11 protein-coding genes are annotated in these 17861 nt (G+C 72.2%); 3 read left to right on the top strand and 8 right to left on the bottom strand.

All coding sequences use genetic code 11. The features are described 5' to 3' along the window. The coding region (locus tag ACZ5WK_RS18495; RefSeq protein WP_465548457.1) for a hypothetical protein at positions 1-279 on the bottom strand (279 nt) is incomplete at its 3' end. A gap of 588 nt (positions 280-867) precedes the next feature. Between ACZ5WK_RS18495 and ccrA the strand changes: the two genes are divergently transcribed. From ccrA to ACZ5WK_RS18480, 3 genes are all read left to right on the top strand, one after another. Next, positions 868-2223: a crotonyl-CoA carboxylase/reductase gene (ccrA, locus tag ACZ5WK_RS18490; RefSeq protein WP_465548456.1), complete on the top strand. Its 1356-nt coding sequence runs from the start codon at positions 868-870 to the stop codon at positions 2221-2223. 129 nt (positions 2224-2352) lie between these two features. After that, a complete protein-coding gene (locus ACZ5WK_RS18485; protein ID WP_465548455.1) occupies positions 2353-4182 on the top strand; it encodes a fatty acyl-AMP ligase in 1830 nt (609 codons plus the stop codon). After that, complete coding sequence (locus ACZ5WK_RS18480; RefSeq protein ID WP_465548454.1) at positions 4179-11009, top strand: SDR family NAD(P)-dependent oxidoreductase; 6831 nt, start codon at positions 4179-4181, stop codon at positions 11007-11009. The genes ACZ5WK_RS18485 and ACZ5WK_RS18480 overlap by 4 nt, the downstream gene beginning before the upstream one ends. 4 nt (positions 11010-11013) lie before the next feature. On the opposite strand, the gene ACZ5WK_RS18475 is transcribed toward ACZ5WK_RS18480, so the two are convergent. From ACZ5WK_RS18475 to hemC, 7 genes are all read right to left on the bottom strand, one after another. Then, positions 11014-11388, bottom strand: coding sequence for a hypothetical protein (locus ACZ5WK_RS18475; protein WP_360640263.1), 375 nt, complete (start codon positions 11386-11388; stop codon positions 11014-11016). A gap of 758 nt (positions 11389-12146) precedes the next feature. After that, positions 12147-12494: a hypothetical protein gene (locus tag ACZ5WK_RS18470; RefSeq protein WP_465548453.1), complete on the bottom strand. Its 348-nt coding sequence runs from the start codon at positions 12492-12494 to the stop codon at positions 12147-12149. Between the two features lie 302 nt (positions 12495-12796). Then, positions 12797-13150 carry a hypothetical protein gene (locus ACZ5WK_RS18465; protein ID WP_465548452.1) on the bottom strand — a complete coding sequence of 118 codons (354 nt, stop codon included), beginning with the start codon at positions 13148-13150 and terminating at the stop codon, positions 12797-12799. Positions 13151-13430: 280 nt separating this feature from the next. Continuing rightward, complete coding sequence (locus ACZ5WK_RS18460) at positions 13431-13793, bottom strand: hypothetical protein (RefSeq protein WP_148644260.1); 363 nt, start codon at positions 13791-13793, stop codon at positions 13431-13433. Between the two features lie 338 nt (positions 13794-14131). Further along, positions 14132-15118 carry a porphobilinogen synthase gene (gene hemB, locus ACZ5WK_RS18455; RefSeq protein WP_465548451.1) on the bottom strand — a complete coding sequence of 329 codons (987 nt, stop codon included), beginning with the start codon at positions 15116-15118 and terminating at the stop codon, positions 14132-14134. A 68-nt stretch (positions 15119-15186) separates the two neighbouring features. After that, positions 15187-16854, bottom strand: a complete 1668-nt coding sequence (locus ACZ5WK_RS18450) for a bifunctional uroporphyrinogen-III C-methyltransferase/uroporphyrinogen-III synthase (RefSeq protein ID WP_465548450.1) — start codon at positions 16852-16854, stop codon at positions 15187-15189. Next, complete coding sequence (gene hemC / locus ACZ5WK_RS18445) at positions 16851-17861, bottom strand: hydroxymethylbilane synthase (protein WP_465548449.1); 1011 nt, start codon at positions 17859-17861, stop codon at positions 16851-16853. The genes ACZ5WK_RS18450 and hemC overlap by 4 nt, the downstream gene beginning before the upstream one ends.

The raw sequence follows: 17861 nt of genomic DNA, 5'->3' as shown, positions 1-17861 counted from the left end.
GGTGGCGGCCTGCGGCGCCGTGGAGCAGTTGTTGCTCTGCTCCGAGGCGCCGCCACCGCTCGCGTCGACGTTGAGGCAGTTGGTGTCGTACTCGAGCCCGGGCGTCAGCGTGCCGGTCACCGCGAGGACGCCCGGGGCGGTGGAGCAGGTGTTGCTCTGCTCGACACCCTCCTGGCCGAACAGGTGGCCGAACCCGTGGGCACTGGCGCCACCCGCACCGACGAGAACCAGCGCACCCGCAGCCGCCGTCAGAAAGGCCGCCTTCTTGCCAACGTTCATTAAAGCCTCCGTGTGGGTCTTCTCCGCAGATTCCGCGGACACCGGACTAACGACGGCAACCTGAGGAGGCGTCGACACCGCACCCAACTTCACCCACCTGGCTTACTGCTGCACCCGGCCATCGCCGCCGCTCCCCGGATGAACCGTCCTGTGAACGGTCAGGCGCCGGTGCAGCGCGGCGGGATCGAGCAACGCAGCGAGTTGGAGCTGATGGCGCGGTCCGAGCCGGCCACCCTCTCCTCGCCCAGCGCGAGCACCGGCGGCTCGATCGGCAGGACGTGCAGCGCAGCCCTGGTCGCCGCAGCTCAGCCGAGGTGCCCGTCAGGCCTCTGGCCTGGCCTTATCCGGCGGCTGCGGCGGCGGCGGTGAGGCGTCGGGCTTCGCCGATTTGCGGGCCGGTGCGGCAGGAGTTCTGCTGTAAAGAGCCCCGCTTACTCGCCAGTTGCAAGCGACGGCAGCTGCATCCCCACCTCTGGGGAGAGGGCAGAAGGGATGCACTCAGGCCCCCACCGCGAGCGCCGGCACGCAGTCCCGGCCCGCGATGCGTCCATCCGGGCGGATGACGCGAGAGGAAGAGATGTCATGGGCATGACTCTACTGGAAGCCGTAGTCGCAGGCCGCGAGGGCGACGAGCTGGGCGGTCTCCCACTTCCCGAACGGTTCACCGCGGCGACGGTGCGGCTCAGCGACGTCGGCATGTTCCAGGGCGAAACGGACAAGGACGTCCGCAGGTCGCTGCGGATAGACGAAGTCCCCATGCCCGAGCTGGCGCCGGACGAGGCGCTGGTCGCGGTCATGGCCAGTGCCGTCAACTACAACACGGTCTGGTCGGCGATGTTCGAACCCATTCCGACCTTCCGGTTTCTCCAGCAGCTGGGACGCAGCGGCGGCTGGGACGCCCGCCACGACCTGCCTCACCACATCCTCGGATCCGATGCATCCGGAGTCGTGGTGCGGACCGGGTCGTCGGTTCGCCGTTGGAACATCGGCGATCACGTGGTCGTCACTCCGGCATACGTCGACGGCCAGGAGCCGGCAACCCACAGTGACGGCATGCTGGGCAGCGAGCAGCGCGCATGGGGCTTCGAGACCAACTTCGGTGGTCTGGCCCACTTCGCCGTCGTGCGGGCCAGCCAGTTGCTGAGCAAGTCCCCGCTGCTCACGTGGGAAGAGGCCGCCGTCAACCCGCTGTGTGCCGCCACCGCGTACCGGATGCTCGTCAGCGACCGCGGCGCCCGGATGAAGCAGGGCGACGTCGTACTGATCTGGGGGGCGACCGGCGGCCTGGGCTCATACGCCGTGCAGTTCGTGCGCAACGGTGGTGGCATCCCGGTGGGTGTCGTGAGCTCGGCGGAGAAGGCCGACACCTTGCGAAGGCTCGGCTGCGAGGCGGTGATCGACCGCTCGGAGATCGAGCAGGGGGACCGCACGGTCCTCCAGCGTCCTGACGGCTGGAAGAAGCTCGGCTCAGCGATACGCGCGGCGGTGGGCGAGGATCCGCACATCGTTTTCGAGCACGTGGGCCGAGCGACCTTCGCGGCCTCGGTCTTCGTCGCCCGCCGTGGGGGCACGATCGTGACCTGCGGATCCAGTACCGGATATGAGCACATGTTCGACAACCGCTACCTGTGGATGAAGCTCAAGCGGCTCATCGGCAGCCACGGCGCCAACCTGCACGAGCAGTGGGAGGTGAATCGGCTCATCAACATGGGCCGGATAGTTCCCACACTCTCGAAGACCTATGCCCTGGACGACGTTGCCTCGGCCGTCCGGAGCGTGCAGGTCAACGAGCACATCGGGAAGGTCGGGGTACTGTGCCTCGCCCCGCAGCCGGGGCTGGGCGTGACCGACCCCGTCGGCCGAGCACGAGTCGGCGAGGACCGGTTCCGTCTCTTCCGGGACGGAGACGGCGATGTGAGATCCGCGCCGGCAGCCTGTCCGTAGTTCCCGCCCCTTCCATGGTCCCGGCATCGACGCCGGCCGGTGGCCTCATCCCCAGCTGTCGCCCCTGTCCCGTCCGGTGCGGGCCGGGCGGTGAACCAGCCACCCCGCCCACCCCACGGGAGGTACGTCTTGTCCATCCTCAACGACGCTCGCCGTGCCGACCCGAAGCCGACGGTGATGCAGGCCGACACCCTCGGCAACCGCCTGGCCGAGGCTGCCGTGCGCAACCCGGACGCTCCTGCCTTCACCTTCGTCGACTTCGCAGGCGGCGGGACCGGGCAGGCCGCCGTGTCCACCTGGAGAGAGCTCGACCGTCAGGTGCGGTCAGCAGCGGCCGCGCTGCGCCGCGCGGGCGCCGGCGGCGAACCCGTGGCCGTCGTCGCCCCTCAGTGCCTCGAGTACGTCGTCGGCTTCCTTGCAGCGATCCGCGCGGGCGCCATCGCCGTGCCGCTCTTCCCGCCGGATCTCGCCCGCCATACCGACAAGCTCGCCGCCTCGCTGACCGACGCGAGGCCGACCCACATCCTCACGACCCGTGCCCAGCAGTCGGCCGTGGCGGCGTTCTGCGCCGCGAGCGGCATTCCGAACCGACCCCGTGTGCTGGCCGTCGAAGATCTCGTGTCCGCGCGGACCACCGAGGACGGCTCCGACGAACTGGCCGGCATCCAGCCGCGGCCCGAGGACTGCGCCTATCTCCAGTACACCTCGGGGTCGACACGGGCACCGTCCGGCGTGGAGATCACCCACGCCAACGTGGTCGCCAACGCGGGGCACCTCGTGCAGGCGTACGACATCCATCGGGACCGCAGTCACATGGTCGGATGGCTGCCGCTCTACCACGACATGGGCCTGCTGCTGATGGCCCTCCTGCCCGTCGTCGGCGGAGTCCACTCGGTGATCACCGATCCGCTGGCCTTCGTGCAACAGCCGGCGCGATGGCTGAGGTTGCTGTCCCGGTACCCGGGCGCCGTCACCGCCGCACCGAACTTCGCGTACGACTACTGCGCGCAGCGGGTACGCGAGGAGGACCGGGAGGGCCTCACCCTCGACGGGGTCGCTGTGATGATCAACGGCAGTGAGCCGGTCCGGCCCACCACGTTGAACCGCTTCATGGCCGCCTTCGGCGGCTACGGAGCCCGCCGAGTGGCGATGCGGCCCTCGTACGGTCTGGCGGAGGCGACGCTGATCGTCTCCGCCTCCCCCACCGAGGAAGAGCCGCAGGTCACCGCTTTCGACCGGGAACTGCTGGGCGGGGGCATCGCCAGAGTCGCCACGGACACCGCTTCCGTCCCCGTCACGGAACTCGTCTCCTGCGGACGGCCCCAGGGGCAGGAGGTGGCCATCGTGGACGCGGCGACATGCCGCCGGCAACCGGACGGCACGGTCGGGGAGATCTGGGTCAGCGGCCCCAACGTCGGGCGCGGCTACTGGGGCAATCCACAGAGCAGCGCGGAGACCTTCCGGGCGGTCCTGGCCGAGGACCGGTCCGCTGAGGGTGCCAGGCAGTGGCTGCGTACGGCCGACCTGGGCGTGTGGCACGACGGCCAGTTGTACATCACCGGCCGCATCAAGGACCTGATCATCATCGACGGCGTCAACCACTACCCCCAGGACATCGAACTGACCGTGCAGAACGCGCATCCGGCCATTCGCAAGGACCACGTGGCTGCCTTCGCCGTGTCCGCCGAGGCGGGTGAGGAGCTCGTCATCGTCGCCGAGTACTCCCCGCCCGCCACCGGTCCCGCGGCGGACCACCACAGCGTCACCCGCTCGGTGCGCCGAGCCGTTTCGACCGTCCACGCCCTGGCCGTACGGGACTTCGTCCTTGTTCCCCGCAACACCGTGCCCCGCACCACGAGCGGCAAGGTCGCCCGCCGCGCCAGCCATGACCGCTATCTGAACGGCAGCTGGAGCGGTGCCCGCAGTCCCGGGGCAGGATCCGAAGGGACGGCGTCATGAGGAGAGTCGAAGGCCCTGGCGGAACCACGCCGGGCGGTGCGCAGTCCGACGCCCGCCCGGGTGGTGCGCCGGGGGCGGCATGGGGTGAGGCGGAGATCCGCCGACTGCTGCGGCAGCTGATCTCGGAGAGGTCGGACGTGCCCCCGGACGAGATCGACGACGACAGACCGCTGGCGGAGTACGGTCTGACGTCCCGTGACGCCGTCGCCGTCTCGGGGGAGCTGGAGAACGCGCTCGACGCGGTCCTGCCTGCCACCCTGCTGTGGGAGGACTCCACCGTCGACCGGCTGGTCCGCCGCCTCGCCCGCGGAGCGGCGGAGCCCGGAGCGCCCGAGGGGGTCGTGCCCCGCCGGGACGCGGCGCGCACGTCCGGGCCGGACGCACGTCTCCGCAGCCGGTCCGTCGCGGTCGTGGGCATCGGCTGCCGTCTGCCCGGCGGTGTCGAGGGGCCGGAGGCGTTCTGGGACTACCTGCTCGCCGGCGGCAACGCCGCACGCGAGGTGCCCGAGGACCGCTGGCAGGACTTCGAGGACGGTTCGAACGGCACGGCGGCTGCCCTCGCCCGCACCAGCCGGTGGGGCGGATTCCTGGGCGACATCGCGGGGTTCGACGCCGACTTCTTCGGGATCACGCCCCGCGAGGCAGAGCTGATGGACCCCCAGCAGCGCCTGCTGCTGGAGGTGACGTGGGAGGCACTCTGCCACGCCGGTGTCCCGCCGTCAGAGCTGCACGGCACTGCCACAGGGGTGTTCGTCGGTCTCAGCTCCCTCGACTACAGCCACCTGACCATGGCGGGCCTCGAGGGTGTGGCCGCCTGGACCAGCACCGGTGCGGCGGGGAGCATCGCCGCCAACCGCCTGTCCTACATGCTCGATGTGCACGGCCCGAGCATGACGATCGACACCGCCTGCTCCTCGTCGCTCGTCGCGGTGCACCAGGCGTGCCGGAGCCTGGCCGCCGGCGAGTGCGACACCGCCCTGGCCGCAGGGGTCAACGTCCTGCTCTCGCCGGTGATCACGGCGAACTTCGACCAGGCCGGCGCCCTGGCACCGGACGGCAGGTGCAAGGCCTTCGACGCCGCAGCCGACGGGATCGTCCGTGGTGAGGGGTGCGGCGTCGTCGTCCTGAAGCCACTGGACGACGCACGGCGGGCCGGCGACAGGATCCTCGCCGTCATCCGGGGCACGGCGGTCAACTCCGACGGCCGCTCGTCCGGGATCATGGCGCCCAATCCCGCCGCTCAGGAGGCGCTGCTGCGCGATGCCCTCCGTGACGCCGACGTGGACGCGGCCGACATCGACTACGTCGAGGCGCACGGTACCGGCACACTGCTCGGCGATCCGATCGAGGCGGGCGCCCTGGGTGCCGTCCTGGGACTCGGCCGGCCGGCCGGCCGGCCACTGCTCATCGGTTCCGTGAAGACCAACCTCGGGCACCTCGAAGGTGCGGCGGGCATCGCGGGTCTCATCAAGACGGTGCTTTCCCTGCACCACGGCACACTTCCCGCCAGTCTCCACTTCCGCACGCCCAACCCGCACATCGACTTCACCGCAAAACGCCTACGCGTCGTCAGCGCGGCCACCGAGTGGCCCCGGGCGGGCCATCGGCCGGCGTTGGCGGGAGTATCCGCCTTCGGATTCGGGGGCACCAACGCGCACGCCGTGCTCGAGCAGTGGTCTCCGGCCGGGTCACCGGCGCCGCAGGAGAGCGCTGCTCCGGGCGCCGGGGAAGCCCCTGCGCCGGACGCCGGCCCGCACGTCCTGGTGGTCAGCGCCCGCTCAGCGGACCGGCTCGGTGACGCCGCCCGTGGTCTCGCCGGCTGGCTGACGACCGCGGCCGGCCGACGCACGCCCCTGTGCGACGTCGGGCACACCCTCGGACACGGTCGACGGGACGCCGTCAGCGCCGCCGTCGTGGGACGCGGGCACCAGGCCCTCGCGGCCGGGCTCCTCGCGCTGGCGGACGACCGGCCCTCGCCCGGCGTCGTGCGCGCTGCCGACGCCGGGGACACCGCGGCGGTCCCGGGCCGAGGACCGGTGTTCGTCTTCTCCGGATACGGCTCCCAGTGGTACGGCATGGGCCGCGGCCTTCTCGCGGATGACACCGCGTTCGCCGCAGCGGTGGACGACCTCGACGCGGCGTTCGCCGACGTGGCCGGCACGGCCCTGAGCCGCATGATCGCCCAGGGCGTGCCGACCACCGCCGTCCACGGCACCCAGTCCCTGCTGTACGGCGTTCAACTGGCACTCGCCCGTACCTGGCAGGCCTACGGCGTCGAACCCCGTGCCGTCATCGGCCACTCCATGGGGGAGGTGGCCGCAGCCGTGGTCGCCGGAACCCTTGATGCACGCGACGGACTGCGCGTGATCCTGCGCCGCTCGGCCCTGCTCGCCACCGTCGAGGGCGCCCGCGCCGGCGCCATGGCCTCCGTTGGGCTGCCCGAGGACACCCGCGCCGCAACGCTGGCGCGGTTCCCCGGCGTGGTGGTCGCCGTACACTCCTCGCCACGCCGCTGCACGGTCACCGGCCCGGCGCAACCGGTGGCCCACCTGGTCGCCGAGCTGGAGGAAGCGGGCCTCGACGCCCGCCTGCTCGACGTCCACGGCGCCGGCCATTCGGCCGCCGTGGACGTCGTCCTGCCCGCCTTGCGCGAGGCCCTCACCGGCCTCCGGGGCAAGGCGCCCGCCATCGCCTGGTACGGAACGGTGTACGACGACCCACGCGACACGCCCGATCCCGATGCCGCGTACTGGTGCGCCAACCTGCGCCGCCCGGTCCGGCTGCGACACGCGGTGGCCGCGGCGGCGGCCGACGGCCACACCGTCTTCCTGGAGGTCTCACCCCACCCGATCGCCGCCCTGCCCATCCGCGAGACGCTCGACGAGGCACCCGGCGGGACAGCCCTCGTGCTGCCCACGCTGCGCCGGGACGACGACGAGTCCGTGGTCCTGCGCACCTCCCTGGCCGAGCTGCACCTGGCCGGAGCCCAACACCGGCGCGAGCTGCTGTGGCCGACCGGCCGGCGGACCGCCCTGCCGGCCGCGCCCTGGCGGCATGTGCGCCACTGGGTCGACGGCGTGACGCGCAGGCGTCCGCCCCGCGCTGACGGACACCCCCTCCTCGGCCTGCGGGTGGACCTCCCCGGCACCAACCGCGTGCTGTGGCAGGGCGACGCCGGCACCGGCGGGTGGAACCACATCGAACGGCGCGTACACGGCACGGCTGTCCTGACGCTCTCGGCGTGCGCGCAGATCGTTCTCGCCGCGGCAACCGAGGCCACCGGCGTCCCGCCGGACGCCGTCCTGGTCCGCGATCTGACACTGGATCACCTCCTTCCGCTGTCGGACAGCACGCCGGTCACCACCATCTGGGACCCGGCCGGCCCGGACAGGGCCGCCGCCGTGAGCATCCAGACGCGGTCCCCCGCCGGGACCTGGCTGCGCCATGCCTCGGCCACGGTGGTGACCGGGCTGCCCGACGAGCCCCGCATTCCCGGCACCCGCGACGACGACCTCCCGGCCGTCGACGTCACCCTGCCCCACGCCACTGGGCCGGACACGCCACAGTCGGAGGCGCTGGGCGCGCTGCTCGATGCCGGCCTGCACGCGACCTCCCTGCCCCGGAGCACAGCCGAGGCCGGACAATCGGATCCGGACGGCGACCCGTCGGCCGATCCGTCCCCCGCGGCACTCCCCTTCTCGCTCGCCGCCCTGCGGGTGAGGCTCCGCACGACGCCGGGCCCGTGCCGCCTGCACCGCCGCCTCGAGCAGGCCGCCGGAACCCGGGCCGGCGACAACGGTCAGCCACCTCCGCCCGAGCGCTGGACCGTCCGCCTGGACGACCGCGACGGCGGCACCGTCATCGAGGCGCAGGGCGTGGCTCTGCGCACCCCCGAGCGGGCCGAGATACCACTGGCCCTGGCGGAAACCAGCTACGAAATCCTCTGGGACGAGGTCACCACACCCCCCGCCGCCGACCGCATTCCGGCCAACTGGCTGCTGCTCACCACCGGATCCGACGACACGTCCGGCAGGAGGAACCGGTTCGTCCCACCGCTCAGTTCGGCCCTCGAGCGCCGGGGAGCGAAGGTGGCGGTCGGACACTGCCGCAACGGCTCCACCGGACGGATCCTGGACGCCTGGCGCAAGGAGACCGCGAGTGCTCCCGGCTCGGTCGTTCTGCTCTGCACCGGGCCCGCTGACGGCTCCGGAGTCCGTGGGGCCGTCCTCGCGGCCACCGAGGTGGCCCGCCGGCTCGCCGCCGCCCCCGGATCCGGCGCCGGCCCGCGCCTGTGGCTGGTGACCGAGCGGGCCGTGCCGGTGGCCGCCGGAGAGGCCTGCGATCCCGACCGCGCCTGCCTCCGGGGCCTGGTCCGCGTGCTGGCCCTGGAGCAACCCCAGCTCAGGGCCTGCGCGGTCGACGTCGACCGCGCGCCCGGTCTCGCCGACGACCTCGTCCAGGAGCTCCTCGGCGACTCCGAGGCCGACGAGGTCGCCTGGCGCGACGGCACCCGCTTCGTCGCCCGCCTGGCCGCCGCCGCCCCGGACCGGGACGCCGCCGGGATCCGCTTCGCACGCCCGGACGGCGCCTACATCGTCACCGGCGGTCTCGGCGGGCTGGGACTGGCCACCGCCCGCCGGCTCGCCGAGCACGGTGCCGGCCGGCTCGTGCTGAACGGGCGCCGCCCGCCGGCCGAGGACACTCGGGCCGTCCTGGACGACCTGCGCGCCCTCGGGACGTCGGTGGAGGTCGTGCAGGGCGATATCGCCGAGCCCTACCTCGCGGCACGCCTTCTCGACGCCGCCCTGGCCGGGGGTCACGCCCTGCGCGGCGTCGCCCACGCGGCAGGGGTGCTGCACGACCGCATCATCACCGACCTGGAACCGGACGACGTCGAGACCGTGTTCCGGCCCAAGGTCGACGGCGCCCTGCGCCTGGAGGAGGCCGTCGCGGGGCACAGCCTCGACTGGTGGCTGGTGTTCAGCTCCGCCGCCGCCCTTCTCGGTTCCCCCGGCCAGGCCGCCTACGCCGCGGCCAACGCCTGGCTCGACGCGCTGGTGCAGCGCCGTCATGCCGACGGTCTGCCCGCGACATCCATCGCCTGGGGCCCATGGGCTCGGATCGGAGGCGCCCCGAACACCGCGGCCATGGCGCTGGAACCCCTCATGCCGGCCCAGGGGCTGGATGCCCTCCAACTGCTCCTCGCCGACGGACGACCCCACACGGGCGTCGTACGGCTGGACGCCCGACGGGTCGTCGAGGCGTATCCGGGCATGGAGTCCGTCCCCTTCTTCACGAGCCTGCTGCACGACATCGCCCGCGAGACGGACCACTGGGGCGGCCCCGATCAGCTGTGCGCCCTCGGCGCCCAGGCCCCGGCAGCGGTGCGCCGACGTCTCGCCCTCCGTGCGGCGGCCGTCATGGGCTATCGCACCGAGGACCTCGACAGTTCCGTCCCGCTCACCAGGCTCGGGCTCGACTCCCTGATGGCCGTTCGCATCCGGAACGCGGTCAAGCACGACTTCGGCGTCGTACTGCCGAACAAGCTGCTGATGCGCGGCGCCAGCCTCGATGACCTCACGGACGAACTTCTGAGCACACTCGACCTGCCCGGCGCACCGGAGTCGGTCGGCGTGGGCGACCGCACCTGCTCCCCGTCGCAGAGCGGCCCCGAGCCGAGCCGGACGACACTGCTCGCGAACGCCCCGGGTCCAAGCGGGCGGGCACCCCTGCCGACGACCATCGCCCCCCGGGACGCCGCCGAGCGGCTGGTCGCGGGAGTGTGGGAGCAGGTGCTCGGCCGGCGCCCCGACGGCGTTCTCCAGAACCTCCGGGCCGCAGGCGGCGACGACGCGACCGCCCGTGCCCTGGCCCTCGGTATCCACGCCCGGCTCGACGAGCCGCCGCATGCCCTAACCCCGGAGCAGATCCTCGCCCGGCCTACCGTGGAGTCCATAGCCGACCTGATCCGCCCCGCTGTGAACGGTGACGGAGCGACTCCCCTGCGCGTGCTGCGCGATCCCGGCGGCGCCACCACCCGCGCCCCGCTGTTCGTCTTCCACCCCGCCGGCGGACCGACGTCCGTGTACCGGCCGCTGGTGCGGCTGCTTCCCGCCGACCAGCCCGTCTACGGCTGCGAGCGCGTCGACGAGTTGGCGTCCATGGAGGAGAAGGCCGAGTACTACCTCGACCTGATGCGACGCGTCCAGCCCCGGGGCCCGTACCAGCTGCTCGGCTGGTCCTTCGGTGGCTGCCAGGCGTACGAGATCGCCGTGCAACTGCGCGACCGAGGCGAGGACGCCGGCTATCTCGGCCTCATCGACACCATCCTGCCGGCAGCCCTGCCCGGCTCGGACTCGCAAGAGATCGTGCTGGAGCGGTTCAGACGGTTCGCCGACTACGTGGAGACCACGTTCGGCCATCACTTGCCGTTGCCGTACGAGGAGTTGCCGAGCATGACGGACGACGACCAGATCATGACGGTCATGCGCCTGGTTGCCGAGACCGGACTGTCCATGAGCCCGGGAATCCTGGAGCACCAGCGAACCTCGTACGTCGACGCCCGGATCGGCGAGCGCTACCGGCCGCGTCCGTATCCGGGGCACGTCACCCTCTACCGCGCCCAGGAGCCCCAGGTCATGATCACTGCGCTCGATCCCCGCTACCTCCGGGACGAGGCCGATCTGGGGTGGGCGCCACTGTGCCCCTCCCTCGAGGTCGTCCCGGTGCCGGGCGATCACCTGTCACTGATCGATCCGCCCCACATCGCGGTCATCGCGCAGCACCTTGCCCACACTCTGCACGGCGCCGCTGAGCCGGATCGATAGTGGCTCAGCGGCCGGGGGTACCGGCTCCGGCGACGTTCACACAGGTCGTGGTGTAGGTGATGTGGGGCGCGGGGACGAGCACGGGAACCACGACCGAGCCGAGGACGGGACTCGTGTCGCAGTGGTTGCTCTGGGACTCGGCCCCGTTCTCGCTGACGTTGACACAGGTGGTTTCGTGGGTGATGTCCGACGCCGGCGTCAACGGCGTAGCGACCACCACATCACCGACGAGCGGCCGCGTGCTGCACTCGTTGCTCTGCTCGACACCCTTGTGGCCCGTCAGGTGACCGATGCCGTCCGCACTGGCGCCACCCGCACCGACGAGAACCAGCGCACCCGCAGCCGCCGCCAGAAACGCCGCCTTCTTGCCAACGTTCATTTGAAGCCTCCGTAGGGAATCTCTACCGCGGACATCCGCAGACATCGGACTAACGACGGCAGCCCACGAAGGCTTCGGGAACACACGCATATTCACTCGTCCGGACCACGCCACCGAATCCGGCCGGCACCGGGTTCCGGTGAATCCTCTCCTTGGATGTCGACGGGGCCGGGATTCACCCGCTGACTCGGAGCCGGCTTCCGGACGTCGCGGGTGCGCCGAAGGCCGCGACCTTCTGAACCTGGCGATCTGCCCCGCGCATACGGACGGACGAAGCCCCGGGACGAGAGGCTTCCAAGGGCTGCATTCCTGGCCGGGGGAGCGGCGTCGCCTGTTCCCGGCCCGTCAGGGCCGGCGCACGTTCGTCAGCGGCTCAGCGGCCGGGGGTACCGGCCACGTCAACGGACCGCGGAACAGGCCGGCCGACCAGCCGAGCCGCGGTCGTCTCCGCCACGGCATGCGGTCCGCGGACCTCCAGGGACCGCATGCCCAGCAGGAGCGGCGACCGTGATCCCGCAGAGCCTGCACGGGCCTCGGACTTCCACGCGGTCCAGGAGCTGCGCTGCGATCTGCGGTGGAGGGCCGCCTGCCCGCTCAGCCTCAACGACACCGCGTTCGACCCGTCGCTGCTGGCCACCTGCGCGGGCGGTGCACCCGCTCCAAGACCGGCTGGGCCATCGCCCCCGCGACCACATAGCCCAGGAGGGGCTGTCCCCAACCGGGACAGCCCCTCCATCAGCAAGATCTTCAGCAGACTTCTAGAACGCGACGTTGACGCAGTTGGTCTTGTACTCGATCTCGGGCGCCGGGGCGAGCAGCCCGGTGAGGGTGGCGGCCTCCGGCGCCGTGGAGCAGTTGTTGCTCTGCTCCGAGGCGCCGCCACCGCTGGCGTCGACGTTGAGGCAGTTGGTGTCGTACTCGAGCTCGGGCGTCAGCGTGCCGGTCACACCGAGGACGCCCGGGGCGGTGGAGCAGGTGTTGCTCTGCTCGACACCCTCCTGGCCGAACAGGTGGCCGAACCCGTGGGCACTGGCGCCACCCGCACCGACGAGAACCAGCGCACCCGCAGCCGCCGTCAGAAAGGCCGCCTTCTTGCCAACGTTCATTAAAGCCTCCGTAGGAAATCTCTACCGCGGACATCCGCAGACATCCGACTAACGACGGCAGCCCACGAGGGCTTCGGGAACGCACCAACATTCACTCGTCCGGACCACGCGCGCCGCTCGAGTAATCCGGCACCCGGTTATCGGGCCCTCGAACGCAGGACATAACTCCGCCGCCAGTCCACGCAACGCAGACGCGGCCTCTGGAGGAATACTTCCAGAGACCGCATTCTTGACCGGACGTCACGCTTCGCCCCGTTCCGATCCCCCGGACGGGACGGAAGTCGGCCCGGTGGCTCAGCGACTCAGTGCGAGTGGTGCGGTCGGCCTGCGAAGTTGATGCAATTGGTGTGGTACTTGAGCGAGCTGGTCCCGACCAGCCCGGTGAGGGTGGCGGCCGCCGGGGCCGTGGAGCAGTTGTTGCTCTGCTCCGAGGCGCCGTGACCGCTCACATCGATGTTGATGCAGTTGGTGTCGTACTCGGCGTCGAGCGGGCCGGCCGAGGTGAGGATGCCCGGGGCCGTGGAGCAGGTGTTGCTCTGCTCGACCCCGCTGCCGAACAGGTCACCGATCCCGTGGGCACTGGCGCCACCCGCACCGACGAGAACCAGCGCGCCCGCAGCCGCCATCAGAAGGGCCGCCCTCTTGCCTACGTTCATCAAAAGCCTCCGTGTGGGGTTCTCCGCGAATGTCGACGGAGAATTCAGGCATACCAACGGAGGCCGTCATATCTTCGGGAGGACACCCAGCTTCACCCGTCCGGATCACGCATTGCACTCGAGTGATCGGGCTCCCGGTGCCCGTCGTCGAGCCCGCACGCGGAAGCGGCCCCTGGGAATGCTTCCAGGGGCCGCAACCTCGACCAGGAGGAGAATGCTTGCTTCGCCCGTCTCCAGCCCGCCGAACAGGACAGGAGGGGGGTGGGTCAGCGACTCGTCGTCAGTGACCGTGGTGGAAGTCGCCGGCGAGGTTGACGCAGTTGGTGTTGTACTCGATCTCGGGCGCCGGGGCGAGCAGCCCGGTGAGGGTGGCGGCCTGCGGCGCCGTGGAGCAGTTGTTGCTCTGCTCCGAGGCGCCGCCACCGCTCGCGTCGACGTTGAGGCAGTTGGTGTCGTACTCGATGTCGGGGGCGAGGCCCGTCAGGGCGAGGACGCCCGGGGCGGTGGAGCAGGTGTTGCTCTGCTCGACACCCTCCTGGCCGAACAGGTGGCCGAACCCGTGGGCACTGGCGCCACCCGCACCGACGAGAACCAGCGCACCCGCAGCCGCCGTCAGAAAGGCCGCCTTCTTGCCAACGTTCATTAAAGCCTCCGTGTGGGTCTTCTCCGCAGATTCCGCGGACACCGGACTAACGACGGCAACCTGAGGAGGCGTCGACACCGCACCCAACTTCACCCATTCGGCAGAGCGGCCTCGACCCTGGAGCTGCACTCACGCCCGGGCGTCGGGGGGGGGCGGGCGGGCCTGAGTCGCCCGGCCCGACGGCGACCGGCCCGTGCTGGCGACGGGCCGGTCGAAGGGTGATCACCACCTGGCGGGCGCCGCCCGGCCCCGGCCCGGAACCCGCCGGACACGCGACCGTGGCTGCGACGTGTTCCGGGACCGGATCGGAGAAGGAGGCGGGCCGAGGGGCGTCCCGCTCAGTCGCGCGCCAGAAGGCGGGCCGCCTCGAGCGCCCAGTAGGTGAGGATCTGCCCGGCACCGGCCCGGCGGATCGAGGTCAGCGTCTCCATGATCATCCGCTCCCGGTCGATCCAGCCGTTCGCCGCGGCGGCCTCGACCATCGCGTACTCGCCGGAGACCTGGTACGCCGCCACCGGCACCGGCGAGGCGTCGGCCACCTGCCGCAGGATGTCCAGGTACGCCATGGCCGGCTTCACCATCACCAGGTCGGCACCCTCGGCGAGGTCCTGCTCCAGCTCGCGCAGCGCCTCCCGGGCGTTGGCCGGGTCCTGCTGGTAGCTCTTGCGGTCGCCCTTCAGCGAGGAGCCGACCGCCTCCCGGAACGGGCCGAAGAACGCCGAGGCGTACTTGGCGGTGTAGGCGAGGATGCCCACGTCCTGGTGCCCGGCCTCGTCCAGGGCCCTGCGGATGACCGCGATCTGGCCGTCCATCATCCCGGACGGGCCGACCAGGTGGACACCGGCGTCGGCCTGCACCCGGGCCATCTCGGCGTAGCGCTCCAGCGTCGCGTCGTTGTCCACGCTGCCGTCGGCGGCCAGCACGCCGCAGTGACCGTGGTCGGTGTACTCGTCCAGACAGAGGTCGGACATCACGACCAGGGAGTCGCCGACCTCGGAGACCACGTCCCGGATCGCCTGCTGGAGGATGCCGTCCGGGTTGGTGCCCTCAGTGCCGACCGCGTCCTGCACCTCCGGCACGCCGAACAGCATGACCCCGCCCAGGCCCGCCTCGGCGGCCTCGACCACGGCCTTGCGCAGGGTGTCGCGGGTGTGCTGGACCACGCCCGGCATCGACGTCACCGGCACCGGCGCGCTGACGCCCTCGCGGACGAACAGCGGCAGGATCAGCTCCGCCGGGTGCAGCCGGGTCTCGGCGACCAGCCGGCGCATCGCCGGGGTCGTGCGGAGCCGGCGGGGGCGAACGTACGGGAATTCAGCGGACACGGCTTCTCTCTCCGAACGGTTGTGCAGCGCCGGGGGCGACGGGGTTGCCGCCCCCGGCAGGAGGATTCTCAGCGGGCCTTGCGGCGCGAGCCCGGACGGCGCTCGCTGGGCCGGTAGACCGGCTCGCCCGCCGCGGTCGCGGCGTCACGGCGCTTGGCCCCGAAGTCTGCCAAGGCCTGGGCCAGTGCGGCCGCCGACGGGGCCGGAGCCATCACGTCGACCCGCAGGCCGTGCTCCTCGGCGGTCTTCGCGGTGGCCGGGCCGATGCAGGCGATGACGGTCACGTTGTGCGGCTTGCCGGCGATGCCGACCAGGTTGCGCACGGTCGAGGACGAGGTGAAGAGCACCGCGTCGAAGCCGCCGCCCTTGATCGCCTCGCGGGTCTCGGCCGGCGGCGGCGAGGCGCGCACCGTCCGGTACGCCGTCACGTCGTCGACCTCCCAGCCCAGCTCGACCAGGCCGGCCACCAGGGTCTCGGTGGCGATGTCGGCACGCGGCAGCAGCACCCGGTCGATCGGGTCGAACACCGGGTCGTACGGCGGCCAGTCCTCCAGCAGCCCGGCCGCGGACTGCTCGCCGGACGGTACGAGGTCGGGCTTCACGCCGAAGTCCACCAGCGCCTGCGCGGTGGTCTCGCCGACCGCCGCGACCTTGATCCCGGCGAACGCCCGGGCGTCCAGGCCGTACTCCTCGAACTTCTCGCGGACGGCGCGCACCGCGTTCACCGAGGTGAAGGCGATCCACTCGTAGCGGCCGGTGACCAGGCCCTTGATCGCCCGCTCCATCTGCTGCGGGGTGCGCGGCGGCTCGACCGCGATGGTCGGCACCTCCTGCGGCACCGCGCCGTACGAGCGGAGCTGCTCGGAGAGGCCGGTGGCCTGCTCCTTGGTCCGCGGCACCAGCACGTTCCAGCCGAACAGCGGCTTGGTCTCGAACCACGAGTGAGAGGCGCGGTGGGCGACCTGCTCGCCCACCACGGCTATCACGGAGGTCGCCGGGTCCACCGGGGCGGAGACCGGCGAGGGCAGCACCCGAGCCGCCTTCAGGTCCCCCGCGATGGTGGCCAGGGTGGCGGTGAAGGTGCGCTGGCGGGTGGTGGTGCCGGAGAGCGTCGCGCTGAGCGCCGACTCCGGCTTGCGGCCGTTGGAGACCAGCGCGTTGGCGGTGGCCGGCAGCTGGCCCAGGGTGGTGCGGACGACCAGGGTGGTCTCCGGCGCGCCCAGGTCCACCGGGCTGCCGGCGAGCAGCGCGGCGCCGTCCACGAACCGGACGTCGGTGCCGGCCGTGCCGCGCAGCGGGACGCCCGCGTAGGCCGGCACGCCGACCGACTGGGCGACACCCGGGATCACCTCGAACGGGATCCCGCCGCCCGCGCAGCTGAGCATCTCCTCGGCGGCGCAGCCGTCCAGGCCCGGGTCACCGTCGACGGTGCGGACCACGTGCTTGCCGGAGCGGACCGCCTCGGCGACCAGCTGGGCCAGGTCGAAGTCGGTGCCCTCGGCGGCGGGGGCGTGCACCTGCACACCGGCCGGACAGTGGCTGCGCACGGCGGCGGCCGTCAGCGGGTCGGCGACCAGGATGTCGGCCGAGGCCAGCACCTCGACGGCGCGCAGGGTCAGCAGGCCCGGGTCCCCGGGGCCCGCGCCCAGGAATGTGCACCGTCCGGCGGCGGCCGGCCCGCCCGCGAACGGGCTGTCGGCCGGGAACGGGGTGTCGGTGGCGGTGGTGGGGCTCATCGGGCTTGCTCCCCCATAAGGGCGGCCGCGCCCGCGTCGAGCAGCCGGGCGGCAAGGGCGTGGCCGAGGGCCGTCGCCTGCTGCACGGCGGTCTCGTCGAGGACGATCGGACCGTTGGCGGACATCTTCAGCAGGGTGGCGCCGTCGACGGTGCCGACCACGCCCTCCAGCCGCAGTTCGTACAGGTGGCCCCAGGTGGCCAGCGCGGCGACCGGTGCGGAGCAGCCGGCCTCCAGGGTGGCCAGCAGGGCACGCTCGGCGGCCACCGCGACCCGGGTGGGCAGGTGGTCCAGGGCCGAGAGGGCGGTGATCAGATCCGGGTCGGCGGTGATGCACTCGATCGCGAGTGCGCCCTGGCCGGGGGCCGGGATCATCAGCTCCGGGTCGAGGTGCCCGGTGATCTCGGCGGCGCGGCCGAGCCGGTTCAGACCGGCCGTGGCCAGCACCACCGCGTCGAGCTCGCCGGAGGTGACGAAGCCGATCCGGGTGTCCACGTTGCCGCGGATCGCGACCGTCTCCAGCTGGGCGCCGCGGGCGCGGGCCCACGCGTTCAGCTGGGCCATCCGGCGCGGCGAGCCGGTGCCGACCCGGGCGGTGTGCCCGGCGCCGGCCAGCTTCTCGACCAGCTCGTCCAGGGCCAGGCCCTCGCGCGCCACCAGGGCGTCGCGGACGTCCTCGCGCTCGGGCACCGCGGCCAGCACCAGGCCCGCGGGCTCGGCGGTGGGCAGGTCCTTCAGCGAGTGCACGGCGAAGTCGATCCGGCCCTCCAGCAGGGCGTCCCGCAGGGCGGAGACGAACACGCCGGTGCCGCCGATCTGTGCCAGCGCCTCCCGGGAGGTGTCGCCGTAGGTGGTGATTTCCACCAGCTCGACGGGGCGCCCGGTGAGCCGGGTCACCTCGCGGGCGACCATGCCCGACTGGGCCATGGCGAGCGCGCTGCGCCGGGTGCCGAGCCGCAGGGGTGCGGTGGCGGCCGGGGCCTGGTCGGTGAGCGGTTGACCATTCAT

This window comes from Kitasatospora sp. NPDC032757 (genome assembly GCF_055579305.1).
The sequence above is the reverse complement of the archived record's forward strand: the minus strand, read 5'-3'. Positions and strand labels throughout refer to the sequence as shown.